Here is a 16,611-nt window from a genome sequence, read left to right as displayed (position 1 = left end):
GAACCTTGGGTCAGTGACAGATGAATGATTGGAGCGCAGGCGATGCCCGGCCAGGCCGATGCGCGTCGTTCACTTGATCACTTGATGGCCATCAAGGCGTGCGCGCTAAAAAAACCTGAGTCTAGGAGCTGGAACGCTCCCGCGTAACCGGCAAAGCTACCTTAATGACGGAAGGCAGTCCAGCCGAGTGGGGCTGGCACTTCGCCACAACTCAAGGCATGCTAGCCGCCCTTCGGGCGTCCGGCTTATAGTGCACGTCGCGCCAGTCCAGCCAAACCGCAGGATTTCAGCTTGTCCAACGTTACCCCGCCAGCTTCTGTGAGCGCGTCCAATCCGGGGACCGGCACGCCCCTGCGCGGAACATTGAAGGGTGCGTTGGCGACACTGGTACTTTTGCTGCTGGCACTGCTGTTCTGGCAACTGCTCGATCAATTGCGCGAGACCCAGAAAAACCAGCGCCAGTACACCATCGACTACACCGCCGACCTCGCCTCGCAGGTCAGCCTGAACATGTCGCTGAATGCGCAAATCGCCCTCAACCTGCTACCGATCGTCGAACAGCCGCAGTCGTCCGACGAACAGCAGGCGCTGCTGCGCAAGCTCCAGCAATCGCTGCCGGATCTGCGCAGCCTGGCCCTGCTCAGCCCATCCGGGAAAATCCTCAACGACAGCGCCAGCGACAGCCACGACGCCGATTACCTCGCTGAACTGGTGCGCCGCAGCCGCGCCCAGGCGCATTACTTCAGCAACGCCGATGACGGCTCGGTGGTGCATCTGTTATTGCATCAGGCCAGCGGCAGCACGCGCGGCTACTGGGTATTGCGCCTGACCCCGACCTTCTTCGACTCGCTGACCAAGCTGGGCGAAACCGGCATCCGCCCGTTGTGGCTGGTGGAAAACCGTCTCAACCATCAAATCATCAGCCGCGACGAAGCACTGTCTTCTGCAAGGCCCGGGGTGCTGAGCCCTGACGACATGGCCAACACCGTGCTGACCGTGCCGCTGAGCAGCAGCGACTGGCAATTGCGCGGGCTGTTCGACCGTCAGCGGGTGCTCGAAGAGCTGCTGCCAGCGTTCATCGGCAAATGCCTGCTGGGCCTGGCGTTCTCGATGTTGCCGGTGATCGCCCTGCTGAACATGCGCCGCCGTCAGCGCCAGTTGCATGAAGGTCGCCGGCGTTATCAGGACATTTTCGAAGGCACCGGCGTGGCGTTGTGCGTGCTCGATCTGTCGGGCCTCAAGCAGGTGTTCGACAAGGCGCAGATCCAGACCAGCGACCAGCTCAAGGCCTGGCTCGACCAACCGGCCCAGCGCCAGCAACTGCTGCAGGAACTGCGGGTCACCGAGGTCAATCAGGTGGCGCTGCAACTGCTCAATGTCAATTCCTGCGAGCACGCCTGGCAGTTGCTGATCGACGGTCATCCGCACCAGCAGTGCGCCATCGGCAACCAGGTGCTCGACGCCGTTCTGCAGCAGCAAAAGCAGCTGGAACTGGAAATCAGATTGCCGGACATCAACGGTCGCGATCAGCACCTGTGGATGGTCCTGCGCCTGCCGCAGGAGCAGCACGACTATAAAGCGGTGATTCTGAGCATCAACGACATCACCAGCCGCAAGCTGATCGAACTGTCGTTGCTGGAGCGCGAAGGTTTCTGGTCGGACGTGGTGCGCACCGTGCCGGATCATCTGTATGTGCAGGACGTGATCAGCCAGCGGATGATTTTCAGCAACCACCACCTCGGCCAGACCCTCGGTTACAACCGCACCGAGCTGCATCAGATGGGCGAGTATTTCTGGGAAATTCTCCTGCACCCGGAAGACGCCGACTACTACCATCGCTCGCGGCAGATGCAGCGGCACGCCGGTTACAGCCAGTTGTTGCAGTGCCAATTGCGCTTCCGCCATCGCGACGGCAAGTGGCGGCGCTTCGACATTCGTGAGCAGGCGCTGGCCCGCGACAAGCATGATCAGGTCACGCGAATCATTGGTGTGGCCAAGGACATTACCGAGCAGATCGAGGCCAGTGAATCGTTGCGCGACAGCGAGCAGCGCTACCGGATGCTCGCCGAAAGCATCAGCGACGTGATTTTCTCCACCGACAGCAAGCTGTCGTTGAACTACGTCAGCCCGTCGGTGCAGGCGGTGCTGGGTTACGACGCCGAGTGGATCTTCCAGAACGGCTGGCAATCGACCATTGCCAACCCGCAACAGCTATCCGGCATTTACACCTTGATGGATCGGGTGAGCAAAGCGCTCGACAAGCCTGAGCAACTCGCGCAACTGCGAAGCCAGGTGCAGACGCAGATGTTCCTGTTCGACTGCCTGCGCGCCGACGGCCGCAAGATCCCGATCGAACTGCGGCTGGTGCTGGTGTGGGACGAACACGGCGCGTTCGAAGGCGTGCTCGGCGTCGGCCGCGACATCAGCCAGCAGCGCCGCGCCGAGAAAGACCTGCGCATGGCCGCTACGGTGTTCGAGCACTCGACTTCGGCGATCCTGATCACCGACCCTGCCGGTTACATCGTGCAGGCCAACGAAGCCTTCAGCCGGGTCAGCGGTTACGCGGTGTCGGAAGTGCTCGACCAGTTGCCCAACATGCTCACCGTCGACGAGCAACAGGACGCGCACCTGCGCTACGTGCTCAAGCAATTGCACCAGCACAGCACCTGGGAAGGCGAAGTCTGGCTCAAGCGCCGTAACGGCGAGCATTACCCGGCGTGGGTCGGCATCACGGCGGTACTCGACGATGAAGGCGACCTCGCCAGTTACGTGTGTTTCTTCAGCGACATCAGCGAGCGCAAGGCCAGCGAACAACGCATCCATCGCCTCGCTTACTACGACGCCCTGACCCACCTGCCGAACCGGACACTGTTCCAGGATCGCCTGCACACCGCGCTGCAATCGGCCGAACGGCAAAAGTCGTGGGTGGTGCTGATGTTCCTCGACCTCGACCGCTTCAAGCCGATCAACGACTCCCTCGGCCACGCGGCTGGCGACCGCATGTTGAAAGACATGGCCACGCGGTTGCTGGCCTGCGTCGACGATGACGACACCGTGGCGCGCATGGGCGGTGACGAGTTCACCTTGCTCCTGCAGCACCGCTCCAGCCGCGAGATGGCGCTGAACCGGGCGATTCATGTGGCCGAGCAGATCCTCGCCAGCCTGGTGCGTCCGTTCGTGCTGGAAGGTCGCGAATTCTTCGTCACCGCCAGTATCGGCATCGCCCTGAGCCCGCAGGACGGCAACGAGCTCAGCCAGTTGATGAAGAACGCCGACACCGCGATGTACCACGCCAAGGAGCGCGGCAAGAACAACTTCCAGTTCTATCAGGCCGACATGAACGCCAGTGCGCTGGAGCGTCTGGAGCTGGAAAGCGACCTGCGCCACGCGCTGGAACAGAACGAATTCGTCCTGTATTACCAGCCGCAATTCAGTGGCGACGGCAAACGCCTGACTGGCGCCGAGGCACTGCTGCGCTGGCGTCATCCGCGTCGTGGACTGGTGCCGCCGGGGGATTTCATTCCGGTGCTGGAGGAGCTCGGTCTGGTAGTGGACGTCGGCGACTGGGTGATCAGCGAAGCCTGCCGTCAGCTCAAGACCTGGCACCAGAACCGCGTGCGCGTGCCGAAAGTCTCGGTGAACATCTCGGCGCGGCAGTTCTCCGATGGCCAGCTCGGTACGCGTATCGCCACCATTCTGCGCGAAACCGGTCTGCCGCCGGCGTGCCTGGAGCTGGAACTGACCGAAAGTATCCTGATGCGCGAAGTCAGCGAGGCGATGCAGATCCTCGCCGGGCTGAAGAACCTCGGCCTGAGCATTGCGGTCGACGACTTCGGCACCGGTTATTCGTCGCTGAACTACCTCAAGCAATTCCCGATCGACGTGCTGAAGATCGACCGTACCTTCGTCGACGGCCTGCCGTCCGGCGAGCAGGACGCGCAGATCGCCCGCGCGATCATCGCCATGGCCCACAGCCTCAATCTGGCGGTGATCGCCGAAGGCGTGGAAACCCATGAGCAACTGGACTTCCTGCGCGAGCATGGTTGCGATGAAGTGCAGGGCTATCTGTTCGGGCGACCGATGCCGGCGAGCCGGTTCGAGGCGCAGTTCAGTAACGACGCCCTCTTCATGTTCGACTGAAGAAAAGATCGCAGCCTTCGGCAGCTCCTACACGGATTGATGTCGGTCACAGCATTGGGAATCAGCCCCGATTACTGTAGGAGCTGCCGAAGGCTGCGATCTTTTCAGGCCGGCAAAAGCACCGCACATCTGGCATGAACGCCACTTGTCTGCGACATGATGTCGTTTCATATGCCATCCAAAACCCATTGGGTTAGAATGCCCCCCTTTTCTGCCCCCGATCCTTGAGGACCGCCATGTTCAGCCGTGATTTGACTATTGCCAAGTACGACGCCGATCTCTTTGCCGCCATGGAGCAAGAAGCTCAGCGCCAGGAAGAGCACATTGAGCTGATCGCTTCGGAAAACTACACCAGCCCTGCGGTGATGGAAGCTCAAGGCTCGGTACTGACCAACAAATACGCCGAAGGCTACCCGGGCAAGCGCTACTACGGTGGTTGCGAGTACGTCGACGTTGTCGAGCAACTGGCCATCGACCGTGCCAAAGAGCTGTTCGGCGCCGATTACGCCAACGTTCAGCCGCACGCCGGTTCGCAAGCCAACGCCGCTGTCTACCTGGCCCTGCTGCAAGGTGGCGACACCATCCTGGGCATGAGCCTGGCCCACGGTGGTCACCTGACCCACGGCGCCAGCGTTTCCTCCTCCGGCAAGCTGTACAACGCGGTGCAGTACGGCATCGACGCCAACGGTCTGATCGACTACGACGAAGTCGAGCGTCTGGCTGTAGAACACAAGCCGAAAATGATCGTGGCCGGTTTCTCTGCCTACTCGCAGATTCTCGACTTCCCGCGCTTCCGCGCCATCGCTGACAAGGTCGGTGCCTACCTGTTCGTCGACATGGCGCACGTGGCCGGTCTGGTCGCCGCTGGCGTCTACCCGAACCCGGTGCCTTTCGCTGACGTGGTCACCACCACCACGCACAAGACCCTGCGCGGTCCACGTGGCGGTCTGATCCTGGCGCGCGCCAACGCCGAGATCGAGAAGAAGCTGAACTCCGCGGTATTCCCGGGCGCCCAGGGTGGCCCGCTGGAGCATGTGATCGCCGCTAAAGCGATCTGCTTCAAGGAAGCGCTGCAGCCTGAGTTCAAGGCTTACCAGGAACAAGTGGTGAAGAACGCCCAGGCCATGGCCGAAGTGTTCATCGAGCGCGGTTTCGACGTGGTGTCCGGCGGTACCAAGAACCACCTGTTCCTGCTGTCGCTGATCAAGCAGGACATCTCCGGTAAAGACGCCGACGCTGCTCTGGGCAAAGCGTTCATCACCGTGAACAAAAACTCGGTACCAAACGATCCACGCTCGCCGTTTGTCACTTCCGGCCTGCGCTTCGGTACTCCGGCTGTGACCACTCGCGGCTTCAAGCAAGCCGAGTGCAAAGAGCTGGCCGGCTGGATCTGCGACATCCTGGCTGACCTGAACAACGAAGCGGTGATCGACGCCGTTCGTGAGAAAGTCAAAGCCATCTGCAAGAAACTGCCGGTGTACGGCGCGTAATCGCGACGTTAAATCCGCAGCATGAAAAACCGGCCAAGTGATTGGCCGGTTTTTTTGTGCCCACATTTTTTCAAACGCCTGAACCGCTCAAGAATGGGACTCACCGCACAACTGGTCATACCGGTCATGCCAATTCGTCAATTTTCACTTGCGATCCGCAAAAATCCGCGCCTAGACTGCACCCGCACTGGACATACCGGTAAGACCACAATAATTAAGTTCTGAATCTGATGCGCCCAAAGGCGCACGGCAGCCAGGACACCGACCAGGATTCCTCCCATGCTCAGATGGTGCTCGCGTTCAATCTTCCTCCAAGTGGTTCTCGGACTGGTGCTCGGCATCGTCTGCGGGCTGACCCTTCCCGAATATTCCGCTCAACTCAAACCGCTGGGCGACGGCTTCATCAAACTGATCAAGATGCTCATCGGCCTGATCGTGTTCTGCGTGGTGGTCAGCGGCATCAGCGGTGCGGGCGACCTGAAGAAGGTCGGGCGCATCGGCCTCAAGTCGGTGATCTACTTTGAAGTGCTGACCACCATCGCCCTGGTGATCGGTCTGGTGTTCGCTTTCAGCACCGGGATCGGCAGCGGCGCGAATATCCATCTGGAGCAGTTGTCCGCCGCCGACATGGGCGACATCGCCGAACGCGGCCAGCACATGCATACCACCACGCAGTTCCTGATGGACCTGATCCCGACCTCGGTGCTCGGTGCCTTCGCCGATAACAACATTCTGCAAGTGCTGCTGTTCTCGGTGCTGTTCGGCAGCGCGCTGAATCTGGTGGGCGAAGCGGCTTCCGGGATCTCACGACTGATCAACGAGCTAAGCCACGTGATTTTCCGGATCATGGGCATGATCGTGCGTCTGGCGCCGATCGGCGTGTTCGGCGCCATCGCTTTCACCACCAGCAAGTACGGCCTCGATTCGCTGCAACACCTGGGCAGTCTGGTGGGTTTGTTCTACCTGACCTGCATGGCGTTCGTCAGCGTGATCCTCGGCGTGGTGATGCGCGCTTCCGGCCTGCGCCTGTGGCCGCTGCTCAAGTACCTGCGCGAAGAGTTGCTGATCGTCATGGGCACCGCATCCTCAGACGCCGTGCTGCCACAGATCATGCGCAAGCTCGAACATCTGGGCATCGGCAGCTCGACGGTCGGCCTGGTGATTCCCACCGGCTACTCGTTCAACCTCGACGGCTTTTCGATCTACCTGACCCTGGCCATCGTGTTCATCGCCAACGCCACCGGCACACCACTGGCGATGACCGATCTGCTGACGATTCTGCTGGTGTCGCTGATCACCTCCAAGGGGGCGCACGGCATCCCCGGCTCGGCGCTGGTGATTCTGGCGGCGACGCTGACGGCGATCCCGGCGATTCCGGTGGTCGGTCTGGTGTTGGTACTGGCGGTGGACTGGTTCATGGGCATCGGCCGGGCGCTGACCAACCTGATCGGCAACTGCGTCGCCACCGTGGCCATCGCCCGTTGGGAAAAGGACATCGATGTGCAACGCGCAAACAAAGTACTCAGCGGTCAGCAGGGCTACACCTTTCAACCGCGTAAAACCGGAACTCCGGCGCACCAGCAAGAGTTCTGATTTTCAACCCTGTAGGAGCTGCCGCAGGCTGCGATCTTTTGATCCTGTTTGCGGCAGCCCCAACGGGCTTACGGAGCAAGACAAGTGATCACCACATCAACCGTCGTCAACTCAGTCGTAGAAAAACTCCGCGCCGCCCTCGCCCGCGGCCAGTGGCGCTCCGGCGACATGCTGCCGGGCCAGCGCGAACTGGCCGAACAACTGGGCATCAGCCGCCCAAGCCTGCGCGAAGCAGTGATCGTCCTCGAAACCCTTGGCCTGGTGCGTTCGATGCCGGGCAAAGGCGTGGTGGTGCTCGACGCCCAACTCAGCGACAGCCAGAGCCACGACAGCGCGGTGGCCGGCGCCAGCCTCGAAGACGTGCTGCAACTGCGCTACACCCTTGAGCCATTCATCGTCGGTCTGGTCGCGCAGTCGATCAGCAGTAAGGAAGTCGGGCAGTTGCGTCTGACCCTGATGGACATGCGCGAAGCCCTTGAAGCGGGCGACAGCGAAGCCGGGGTCAGCGCCTACATCGACTTCCACGAGGAGCTGTTCACTCTGACTTCGAACCCGATTTTCCAGAGCGTGGTGCAGCAAACCAGCAATGCCCTCAAGCAAAGCGCCGACGTGCTGCGCAATTCGCCTGAGCACCTGGCTGAGCGTCTGGAAGAAAACGAAGCGGTGGTGCGCGCAATCCGCAGCAAGAACAGCGCCCAGGCCAGCGCCGAAATGCGTCGGCACATTTTGCGCGAAGGCCAACGCATGGGCGTTGAATTGAACATTCCGGATGACAACCTCAGCCACTGAAGAACTCACACTGGAGACCGGCCATGAACAGTCTTGCCACATCGCCGCACACTCGTCAGATGTCGCCCCCCCTGCCCTTCTCCCACCTGCAGGCGCCGGCAGATGATCTGTACCCGCGGCTGTTCGACGCGATTCTGGACCGGCGAATCGACCCGACCAGCCGCTTCACCGAAGACAGTCTCAAGCAGATGTTTGGCGTCAGCCGCGCCGATGTGCGCCGGGTGCTGACGCAGTTGTCCCATGAGCAGGTGATTGTGCTGCGCGCCAATCATCGGCCACGGGTCGCCGCACCGGATGCCGAGCAGACCCGGCAAACCCTGCACGCCCGGCGCCTGACGGAAGCGACGCTGGTGCGTCTGGCTTGTCAGAATGCGTCAGTGGAGGATTTGAAACGCTTGCGAGGATTGGTCGAACGCGAACGTCTGGCCGTGACTCAGGAACGGCGTGCGGCGGCGATTCGTTTGTCCGGCGAGTTTCATCTGCAGTTGGCACGGATGGCGGGGAATGCACCGCTGGCGCATTTTCTTGGCAGCCTGGTGCCGCAGACGTCGCTGGCGATTGCGCGAAGTGAGTGCCAGACGCATAGCCGTTGCGCATGGCAGGAGCATTTGGCGTTGGTTGAGGCAGTGGAGCTTCGGGATGTTTCCAAAGCAGGCATGCTGATGAATCGGCATCTGGATCATCTTGAGCAGACGCTGCTGGAGCCAACCGTCAAGCATTGCGTTGTCGGTTGAATCGCCATCGCGGGCAAGCCCGCTCCCACAGGGTTATTGTCGTTCACAGATTGTGTGTACACCTGTAAACCTGTGGGAGCGGGCTTGCCCGCGATGGCGTCAGCCCTGACACCGAAGAACCATCAGGCAGCAGCCACCTTGGCAAACCCAGTCCGAATCTTCTCTTCCGGCAAATCATCGGCAATAAACACAATCACACTCTCCCGCGCCTCACCCTCGGCCCACTCGGTATCCCAGTCGAAACCATAGAGTTTCAATACGCCCTGAAACACCAGACGCCGATCCTCACCAGCAATGTTCAACACGCCCTTGTAGCGCAACAACTGCTTGCCATGTTCTTCCAGCAGCTCATTCATGAACTCGCTGAGCTGATCGATATCCAGCGGCTGGTCTGTGCGCAGCACCAGGCTGGAGATACGGTCGATGGAAGGCGCCTTGCTCACCGGACGCAGACTCACTCCGCCACCGAGGTCGGCGTTGAGATTGAAGCCGCGCACATCGAGCAGTTCCGCCAGATCGATGTTGCCGTGCTCGACCACGCGGATCGGCGCGCGCCGGTTGATTCGCGTCAGGCGTTCGCTCAGTGCGTTGAACGTAGTCTCATCCACCAGATCGGTCTTGCTCACCAGCAGGCGATCGGCGAAACCGATCTGCGCCTGGGCGATGGTCTGGGTCAGGTGCAGGTCGGCGTGGGCGGCATCGACCAGGGTGATGATGCCGTCGAGCAGATAACGCTCGCGAAGTTCTTCATCGATGAAAAAGGTCTGCGCCACCGGAGCCGGATCGGCCAGCCCGGTGCACTCGATCACCAGCCGGTCGAAGGCGATTTCGCCGCTGTCCAGGCGTTCGAGCAGCAGGTACAGGGCCTTGGTCAGATCGGTGTGAATGGTGCAGCAGACGCAGCCGTTGGCCAGGGTCATGACTTGCACCGGTTCGTCGCCCAGCAACTGGGTGTCGATGCCGGCGTCGCTGAATTCGTTTTCGATCACGGCGATCTTCAGGCCGTGCTCGGCTTTAAGCAGATGGCGCAGCAAGGTGGTCTTGCCGGCACCGAGGAAACCGCTGAGTACCGTTACGGGTATGGGAGAAGACAAAACACGATCTCCTGAAACAAACACAAAACAAATGTGGGAGCGAGCTTGCTCGCGAAGGGGTCGTGCCAGTCGACATCATTGCTCGATGACACACCGCTTTCGCGAGCAAGCTCGCTCCCACAGGGGATGACCTCAACCTTGTGCTGTCAGCTCAACAGCACTTCGGCCCACCCTTGCCACCGTAACGCGCTTCCTGACGTTCGCGGAAGAACATCTCGTAGCTCATCACCGGTTTGTCCGGGTGTTTGGTTTGCATATGCTCGACGTAGGTGTCGTAGTCGGGCATGCCGACCATCAGGCGCGCGGCCTGACCGAGGTATTTACCGAGGCGACTCAGGTCATTGAACATGGTGCAATCCTCTGGTTACGCGTCCGGCAGGGCCTGGAATGGCGATTCTTTATCCGTACGCTCTTTTTTGCCCCAGGCGGCGATGCCGACCTTGAGCGCATAGAACAGGATGCTGAAGACCACGAACAGGAACAGCGCGGTGAGCGTTGCGTTGGTGTAGGCGTTGAAGATCACATGCTGCATCTGCTCGATGCTCTTGGCCGGGGCAATCACCTGGCCGGCGGCCAGCGCATCGCTGTACTTCTTGGCCAGCGACAGGAAGCCGATCGCCGGGTTGGCGTCGAACAGCTTGATGAAGCCTGCAGTGGTGGTGCAAATCAACAGCCAGGCGGCTGGCAGCAGGGTGACCCAGATGTAGCGCTGGCGCTTCATCTTGATCAGGACCACGGTGCCGAGCATCAGCGCGATACCGGCGAGCATCTGGTTGGAGATGCCGAACAGCGGCCACAGGGTGTTGATGCCGCCCAGTGGATCGATCACGCCCTGATACAGCAACCAGCCCCACATCGCCACACAACCGGCGGTGGCGATCAGGTTGGCGGTCCACGATTCAGTGCGCTTGAGCGCCGGAACGAAGGAGCCGAGCAGGTCCTGCAGCATGAAGCGCCCGGCACGGGTGCCGGCGTCCACGGCAGTCAAAATGAACAGCGCTTCGAACAGGATCGCGAAGTGGTACCAGAACGCCATGGTGTTTTCACCCGGCAGGACACTGTGCAGGATCTGCGCAATACCGACCGCCAGGGTCGGCGCACCACCGGCACGGGCGAGGATGGTGGTTTCGCCGATGTCATGCGCCACGGCTTGCAGCGCCTCCGGCGTGATCGCAAAGCCCCAGCTGCTGACCATTTGCGCCACCGATGCGACGTCACCGCCGACCACGGCAGCCGGGCTGTTCATGGCGAAGTACACGCCTGGCTCGATCACCGAAGCGGCAACCATCGCCATGATCGCCACGAACGATTCCATCAGCATGCCGCCGTAACCGATGTAACGCGCGTTGGTTTCGTTATCCAGCAGCTTAGGCGTGGTGCCCGAAGAGATCAGCGCATGGAAACCCGATACCGCACCGCAAGCGATGGTGATGAACAGGAACGGGAACAGACCGCCCTTCCACACCGGCCCGGTGCCGTCGACGAACTGGGTCAGCGCCGGCATTTTCAGCTCGGGCATGGTCACCAGAATGCCGATCGCCAGGGCGATGATGGTGCCGATCTTGAGGAAGGTAGAGAGGTAGTCGCGTGGCGCCAGAATCAGCCACACCGGCAGCACGGCGGCAACGAAGCCATAACCGATCAGCATCCAGGTGATTTGCACGCCGGTGAAGCTGAAGGCCTTGGCCCACACCGGATCAGCGGCAATCTGCCCACCGAGCCAGATCGAACCGAGCAGCAGCAACACGCCGATCACGGAGATCTCGCCGATGCGGCCCGGACGGATGTAGCGCATGTAGATGCCCATGAACATCGCGATCGGGATGGTCGCCATCACGGTGAAGATGCCCCATGGACTCTCCGCGAGTGCCTTGACCACGATCAGCGCCAGCACCGCAAGGATGATGATCATGATCAGGAAGCAGCCGAACAGCGCGATGGTGCCGGGGATACGGCCCATTTCTTCACGGACCATGTCGCCCAGGGAACGGCCGTTGCGCCGGGTCGACATGAACAGAACCATGAAGTCCTGCACCGCGCCCGCCAGCACCACCCCGGCAATCAGCCACAGCGTGCCGGGCAGGTAACCCATCTGCGCCGCCAATACCGGGCCGACCAGAGGTCCTGCGCCGGCAATTGCCGCGAAGTGGTGACCGAAAAGAATGTGTTTGTTGGTCGGAACGTAGTCCAGACCGTCGTTGTTGAGCACGGCGGGGGTGGCCCGACGTGGATCGAGTTGCATCACATTGTTGGCGATGAACAGACTGTAGTAACGGTACGCAACCAGATAGATGGCCACTGCCGCGACCACGATCCACAAGGCGTTGATCGCCTCTCCTCGGCGCAATGCCACTACGCCCAGGGCGCACGCTCCTACGATTGCCAGCACTAGCCAGGGTAAGTGGCGTAGCAGGCTATTATTATTTTTCATTTTATTATTCCAGCCAGGGTGGACAAGAAAGACAGCCACCTCGAGTTTAGCGCTACTGGCGGTAAAGACCATACCCCGACATAGGTCTAGACGGCTTGTTGATTGGCAGCCACCCAATGGTCGGGTCTATAGTCAGCGAACTCTCCCGAGGATTGCGCCATGAGCGAGCACCCAGCCAACCGTCGTCGCTTCAAACGTATTGCGTTCGATGCCAGAACCGAGCTGAGTCAGGGCCAATACATCTGGCCAGTGAAGCTGATCGATCTGTCGCTCAAGGGGTTGCTGATCGAAATGCCAGAGCCGTGGTTGGGCGATGCAGCGCAAGACTTTTTCGTCAGGATCCATTTGAGTCCGGACGTCGAAATCGAAATGGATGTGCATCTGGCTCATGAAGAAAACGGCCAGTTGGGCTTCGTCTGCCGGCATATAAGCCTGGAATCGATCCAGCGCTTGCGACGGTTGATCGAGCTGAATCTGGCGGATGAGGCCGAACTGGAGCGCGAACTCGGCGCACTGATCGAAATCTAAAATAATGCTGCTCAGGTACGGGTGACGCTGCCACTGTGGCGAGGGAGCTTGCTCCCGCTGGGTCGCGAAGCGGCCCCCTGCTCTTCACTAAAAAAAGCAAGGGACTGCTGCGCAGTCCAGCGGGAGCAAGCTCCCTCGCCACAGATTATTTTTGCCGAATGGGCAGTATTTGCGGCTGGAGAGAGCGTAAGCAGTCACTCGAAGAGTGCGTCGAGCGCTTGTTCCAGCCGCGTCACAGCTATGATCTGCAACCCCGGCGGCGCCTCTTTCGGCGCATTACCCTTGGGCACGATCGCGCGTTTGAAGCCATGCTTGGCCGCTTCCTTCAGACGCTCCTGCCCACTCGGCACCGGGCGCACCTCGCCGGACAAACCGACTTCGCCGAACACCAGCAGATCATGCGGCAACGGCCGGTTGCGCAGGCTCGACATCACCGCCGCCATCAGCGCCAGGTCAGAAGCCGTTTCCAGCACTTTCACCCCGCCGACCACGTTGAGGAACACATCCTGATCGTGGGTCGGAATGCCGCCGTGGCGGTGCAGCACCGCCAGCAACATCGCCAGACGATTCTGATCCAAGCCCAGCGTAACCCGGCGCGGATTGGCCAGATGGCTGTCATCCACCAGCGCCTGCACTTCCACCAGCATCGGCCGGGTGCCTTCCCACGTCGCCATCACCACACTGCCCGGGACTTCTTCCTGGGCACGGGTGAGAAAAATCGCCGAAGGGTTGGAGACTTCTTTCAGGCCCTTGTCGGTCATGCCGAACACGCCCAGTTCATTGACCGCACCGAAACGGTTCTTCACCGCCCGCAGCAAGCGCAGACGCCCATCGGACTCGCCTTCAAAATAGAGCACGGTATCGACCATGTGCTCCAGCACCCTGGGGCCGGCGAGCGCGCCTTCCTTGGTGACGTGACCGACGAGGAAAATCGCCGTGCCGCTCTGCTTGGCATAACGCACCAGCAGCGCCGCACTCTCACGTACCTGCGAGACGCCACCCGGCGCTGATTGCAGCTGTTCGGTGAAAATGGTCTGGATCGAGTCGATCACCATCACCTTGGGTTTTTCCTGACGGGCGGTGGCGATGATGGTTTCGATGCAGGTTTCGGTCATCACCCGCAGTTGATCCTGGGGCAGACCCAGGCGCCGGGCGCGCATCGCCACTTGTTGCTGGGATTCTTCGCCGGTGACGTACAGCGCCGGCATGCTCTTGGCGAGGTTGCACAGGGTCTGCAACAGAATCGTCGACTTGCCGATGCCCGGGTCGCCACCGATCAGCACCACCGAGCCGTCGACCAGACCACCACCCAATACCCGGTCCAGTTCACCGGACGCGGTAGAGAAACGCGGAATCTCTTCGATGCTGACTTCGGCCAGGGTCTTGATCTGCGCCTGCTGCCCGGCCCAGCCGGTACGTCCGGTGGGCGCCGTGGCCCCGCCGCTTTCGATCATGGTTTCGGTCAGGGTGTTCCAGGCGCCACACTCGCCGCACTGGCCCGCCCACTTGGGAAAGGTTGCGCCGCACTCGGTGCAGCCGTACATGCGCTTGGCCTTGGCCATCTGGATCCCCCGGCAAAAACCGCGATGATAACGCAGCCACCGCTCAGCGCGGCGCGGCGGTGCGGATTTCGCCGTTGGCCAGACGCGCGGCGCTGTTGCCCAGCGGATCCTCGGCATTGAGGTCGGCGCCCTTGGCCTTGAGCGCATCGAGCAGTTCGACACGCTTGAACAACCCGGCGTACATCGCCGCAGTCTGGCCTGCGCCGTTGCGCTGATCGGGGCTGCAATCGGTGGCCATCAACCGTCGGGCGATCTGAATCTCGCCTTTGAAAATCGCGCCCATCAACGCCGTGTTACCACGCTGGTCCTGCGCGCAGGCATCAGCGCCCGCCGCCAGTAACCGGTCAACTGCCGCGCCCTGGCCGTGATACGCCGCCAGAATCAAAGCGGTGTAGCCCTTGCTGTCGCGGGTATCGAGGGAATAACCGGACTCGATAAAGGTCTCGAGCATCGGCACATCGCCACGTCGTGCGGCATCGAAATAGTAATCCTGCAACTGCGCCTTGATCGCCTCGGGGTTCTGTTCGGCCAGCGCTGTAAATGACAGGAAACCGAGCAGCAATAACAGACAAAATCGCATCAGCCTTCTCCTTGAGCAGAACGGGGCCTGAGTCAGGCCCCGCGTGGCAGGGCATCGAGATCAGTCGACCAGTTTCGCTGCCAGCGCCTTGACCCGGCCAAGGTCACCCTTGGCCACTTTGGTTACGCCAGTGCCGTATTCCGGATCGGCCTTATAAAGGAAGGACAGAATGATGTGCTTGCTCTCGTCATCGGTGGTCGCCAGCGAGCCGCCGAAACTGGCGATCAGGTCCTGACGTTCCTGCTGGCTGAACGAGCGATACAGATCACCGGCCTGTTTGAAGTTCTGCTCACGCTGAATCTTCGCCTGCTGGGTGCTGCCCGACAGTGCCAGTTGGCTGTAACGCGCGCTTTGCGGCTCTTCACGCGGTTGCAGGCGGCTTGGCTGATAGTTCACGCCAGACTGCGTGGCTGCGAAGTTCATCGCACCGTCCTGATTGCCATTGTTGACGGCAACTTTTGGCGCGTTGATCGGCAACTGCAGGGCATTGGCTCCCAGACGATACATTTGCGTATCGGCATAAGAAAACACTCGGCCTTGCAACAGACGATCTTCTGAAGGTTCGATACCCGGCACAACATTGGCCGGAGCCATCGCCACTTGTTCGGTTTCCTGGAACACGTTGGCTGGATTACGGTTCAACACCATTTGTCCAACTTTTCGCTCAGGAACATTCGGCCAGATCTTGGTAGCGTCCAATGGATCGAAATCAAACTTGGACAAATCTTGCGGATTCAGCACCTGGATGTACAAGTCCCATTTCGGGAAATCACCATTGTTGATATGGCTGACCAGATCATTAGTCATATGACTGTAATCCTTGCCCTGAACTTTCTCGACTTGTTCAGGTGTCAGGTTTTTGATGCCCTGCAAACTTTTCCAGTGGAACTTCACATAGTGCACTTCGCCTTTGGCGTTAACCAACTTGTAGGCATGCACGCCATTACCGTCCATCTCCCGATAACTGGCTGGAGTACCCGAATTGGAATACAGCTCAGTCAGCGTGCGAGTGGCTTCCGGCACGTGGGAGAAGAAGTCGAAACGACGCGAGTCATCGTCCAGGTTGGTACGTGGATCGGGCTTGAAGGCGTGGACCATGTCTGGAAACTTGATCGCATCGCGGATGAAAAAGGTCGGGAAGTTGTTGCCGACCAGGTCCCAGTTGCCATCGGCGGTGTAGAACTTGGTGGCAAAACCCCGTGGATCGCGCAGGGTTTCCGGGGAGTGGTTGCCGTGAACCACCGCGGAGAAGCGCACGAACACCGGGGTGACCTGGCCGGCGGCAAATACCTTGGCCTTGCTCAGGTCGCTGAGGTCGTTAGTCACCGTGAAGGAGCCATGGGCACCGGTACCCCGGGCATGCACCACACGCTCGGGAATGCGCTCACGGTCGAAACGCTGGAGCTTCTGGATCAATTGCACATCCTGCAGCAGCACCGGGCCGGTGGCGCCGGCGGTCTGCGAATTCTGATTATCGCCGACCGCCGCGCCGTTATCCCGGGTCAGGGGCGCGGCGTGCACGGAGAAGGTCAGCAAGCTGGCGGTAAGCACGCCGAGCGTACGGCGATGGGGAAAAGCCCCCAGTCCAAGAGTGGAATTCATATCAGGTTCCTCTGGTTTTTTTGGGCGCATCCAGGTGCGCCAACCAGAGGCTAGAGGGCTACGCCGGT

General features: G+C 60.6%; 12 protein-coding genes. 6 read left to right on the top strand and 6 right to left on the bottom strand.

Annotated features, from left to right (window positions below):
* Nucleotides 1-291: 291 nt before the first annotated feature.
* The 5 genes from morA (at nt 292) to ACU680_RS21450 (ending at nt 8,746) form a co-directional block, all read left to right on the top strand.
* The gene (morA, locus tag ACU680_RS21470) at nt 292-4,140 is read left to right on the top strand and encodes a cyclic di-GMP receptor MorA (protein WP_448180462.1); all 3,849 of its coding nucleotides are present in this window, start codon (nt 292-294) and stop codon (nt 4,138-4,140) included.
* A gap of 236 nt (nt 4,141-4,376) precedes the next feature.
* Entirely contained in the window at nt 4,377-5,630 is a 1,254-nt protein-coding gene (glyA, locus tag ACU680_RS21465) for a serine hydroxymethyltransferase (RefSeq protein WP_007963781.1), read from the top strand.
* A gap of 279 nt (nt 5,631-5,909) precedes the next feature.
* Nucleotides 5,910-7,223: a C4-dicarboxylate transporter DctA gene (locus ACU680_RS21460; RefSeq protein WP_007963773.1), complete on the top strand. Its 1,314-nt coding sequence runs from the start codon at nt 5,910-5,912 to the stop codon at nt 7,221-7,223.
* Between the two features lie 84 nt (nt 7,224-7,307).
* On the top strand, nt 7,308-8,012 hold the full coding sequence (locus ACU680_RS21455) for a FadR/GntR family transcriptional regulator (protein ID WP_448180461.1): 705 nt from the start codon (nt 7,308-7,310) through the stop codon (nt 8,010-8,012).
* Nucleotides 8,013-8,035: 23 nt separating this feature from the next.
* A complete protein-coding gene (locus ACU680_RS21450; RefSeq protein ID WP_448180460.1) occupies nt 8,036-8,746 on the top strand; it encodes a GntR family transcriptional regulator in 711 nt (236 codons plus the stop codon).
* Nucleotides 8,747-8,868: 122 nt separating this feature from the next.
* Here ACU680_RS21450 and yjiA read toward each other — a convergent pair whose 3' ends face one another.
* The 3 genes from yjiA to ACU680_RS21435 form a co-directional block, all read right to left on the bottom strand.
* Nucleotides 8,869-9,840 (bottom strand): GTPase, encoded by a 972-nt coding sequence (gene yjiA, locus ACU680_RS21445; RefSeq protein ID WP_448180459.1) that lies wholly within the window; start codon nt 9,838-9,840, stop codon nt 8,869-8,871.
* A 151-nt stretch (nt 9,841-9,991) separates the two neighbouring features.
* Nucleotides 9,992-10,189, bottom strand: a complete 198-nt coding sequence (locus tag ACU680_RS21440) for a YbdD/YjiX family protein (protein ID WP_003228401.1) — start codon at nt 10,187-10,189, stop codon at nt 9,992-9,994.
* Nucleotides 10,190-10,204: 15 nt separating this feature from the next.
* Nucleotides 10,205-12,271: a carbon starvation CstA family protein gene (locus tag ACU680_RS21435; RefSeq protein WP_007963766.1), complete on the bottom strand. Its 2,067-nt coding sequence runs from the start codon at nt 12,269-12,271 to the stop codon at nt 10,205-10,207.
* A gap of 159 nt (nt 12,272-12,430) precedes the next feature.
* Here ACU680_RS21435 and ACU680_RS21430 point away from each other — a divergent pair, with 159 nt between their 5' ends.
* Nucleotides 12,431-12,799, top strand: a complete 369-nt coding sequence (locus tag ACU680_RS21430; RefSeq protein WP_123588923.1) for a PilZ domain-containing protein — start codon at nt 12,431-12,433, stop codon at nt 12,797-12,799.
* Between the two features lie 194 nt (nt 12,800-12,993).
* On the opposite strand, the gene radA is transcribed toward ACU680_RS21430, so the two are convergent.
* From radA to katB, 3 genes are read right to left on the bottom strand one after another with little or no spacing between them, the layout of a single operon-like run.
* Entirely contained in the window at nt 12,994-14,361 is a 1,368-nt protein-coding gene (gene radA, locus ACU680_RS21425; RefSeq protein WP_007963764.1) for a DNA repair protein RadA, read from the bottom strand.
* A 43-nt stretch (nt 14,362-14,404) separates the two neighbouring features.
* Nucleotides 14,405-14,941, bottom strand: coding sequence for an ankyrin repeat domain-containing protein (locus ACU680_RS21420; RefSeq protein ID WP_448180458.1), 537 nt, complete (start codon nt 14,939-14,941; stop codon nt 14,405-14,407).
* Nucleotides 14,942-15,001: 60 nt separating this feature from the next.
* On the bottom strand, nt 15,002-16,543 hold the full coding sequence (gene katB, locus ACU680_RS21415; RefSeq protein WP_448180457.1) for a catalase KatB: 1,542 nt from the start codon (nt 16,541-16,543) through the stop codon (nt 15,002-15,004).
* Between the last annotated feature and the right edge of the window lie 68 nt (nt 16,544-16,611).

This window comes from Pseudomonas sp. LF020 (genome assembly GCF_053456425.1).
The sequence above is the reverse complement of the archived record's forward strand: the minus strand, read 5'-3'. Positions and strand labels throughout refer to the sequence as shown.

Coding starts and splice junctions, on each gene's coding strand:
- glyA (WP_007963781.1), top strand. CDS start 4,377: ATGTTCAGCCGTGATTTGACTATTGCCAAGTACGACGCCGATCTCTTT.
- ACU680_RS21460 (WP_007963773.1), top strand. CDS start 5,910: ATGCTCAGATGGTGCTCGCGTTCAATCTTCCTCCAAGTGGTTCTCGGA.
- ACU680_RS21450 (WP_448180460.1), top strand. CDS start 8,036: ATGAACAGTCTTGCCACATCGCCGCACACTCGTCAGATGTCGCCCCCC.
- ACU680_RS21440 (WP_003228401.1), bottom strand. CDS start 10,189: ATGTTCAATGACCTGAGTCGCCTCGGTAAATACCTCGGTCAGGCCGCG.
- ACU680_RS21435 (WP_007963766.1), bottom strand. CDS start 12,271: ATGAAAAATAATAATAGCCTGCTACGCCACTTACCCTGGCTAGTGCTG.
- ACU680_RS21430 (WP_123588923.1), top strand. CDS start 12,431: ATGAGCGAGCACCCAGCCAACCGTCGTCGCTTCAAACGTATTGCGTTC.
- radA (WP_007963764.1), bottom strand. CDS start 14,361: ATGGCCAAGGCCAAGCGCATGTACGGCTGCACCGAGTGCGGCGCAACC.
- ACU680_RS21420 (WP_448180458.1), bottom strand. CDS start 14,941: ATGCGATTTTGTCTGTTATTGCTGCTCGGTTTCCTGTCATTTACAGCG.
- katB (WP_448180457.1), bottom strand. CDS start 16,543: ATGAATTCCACTCTTGGACTGGGGGCTTTTCCCCATCGCCGTACGCTC.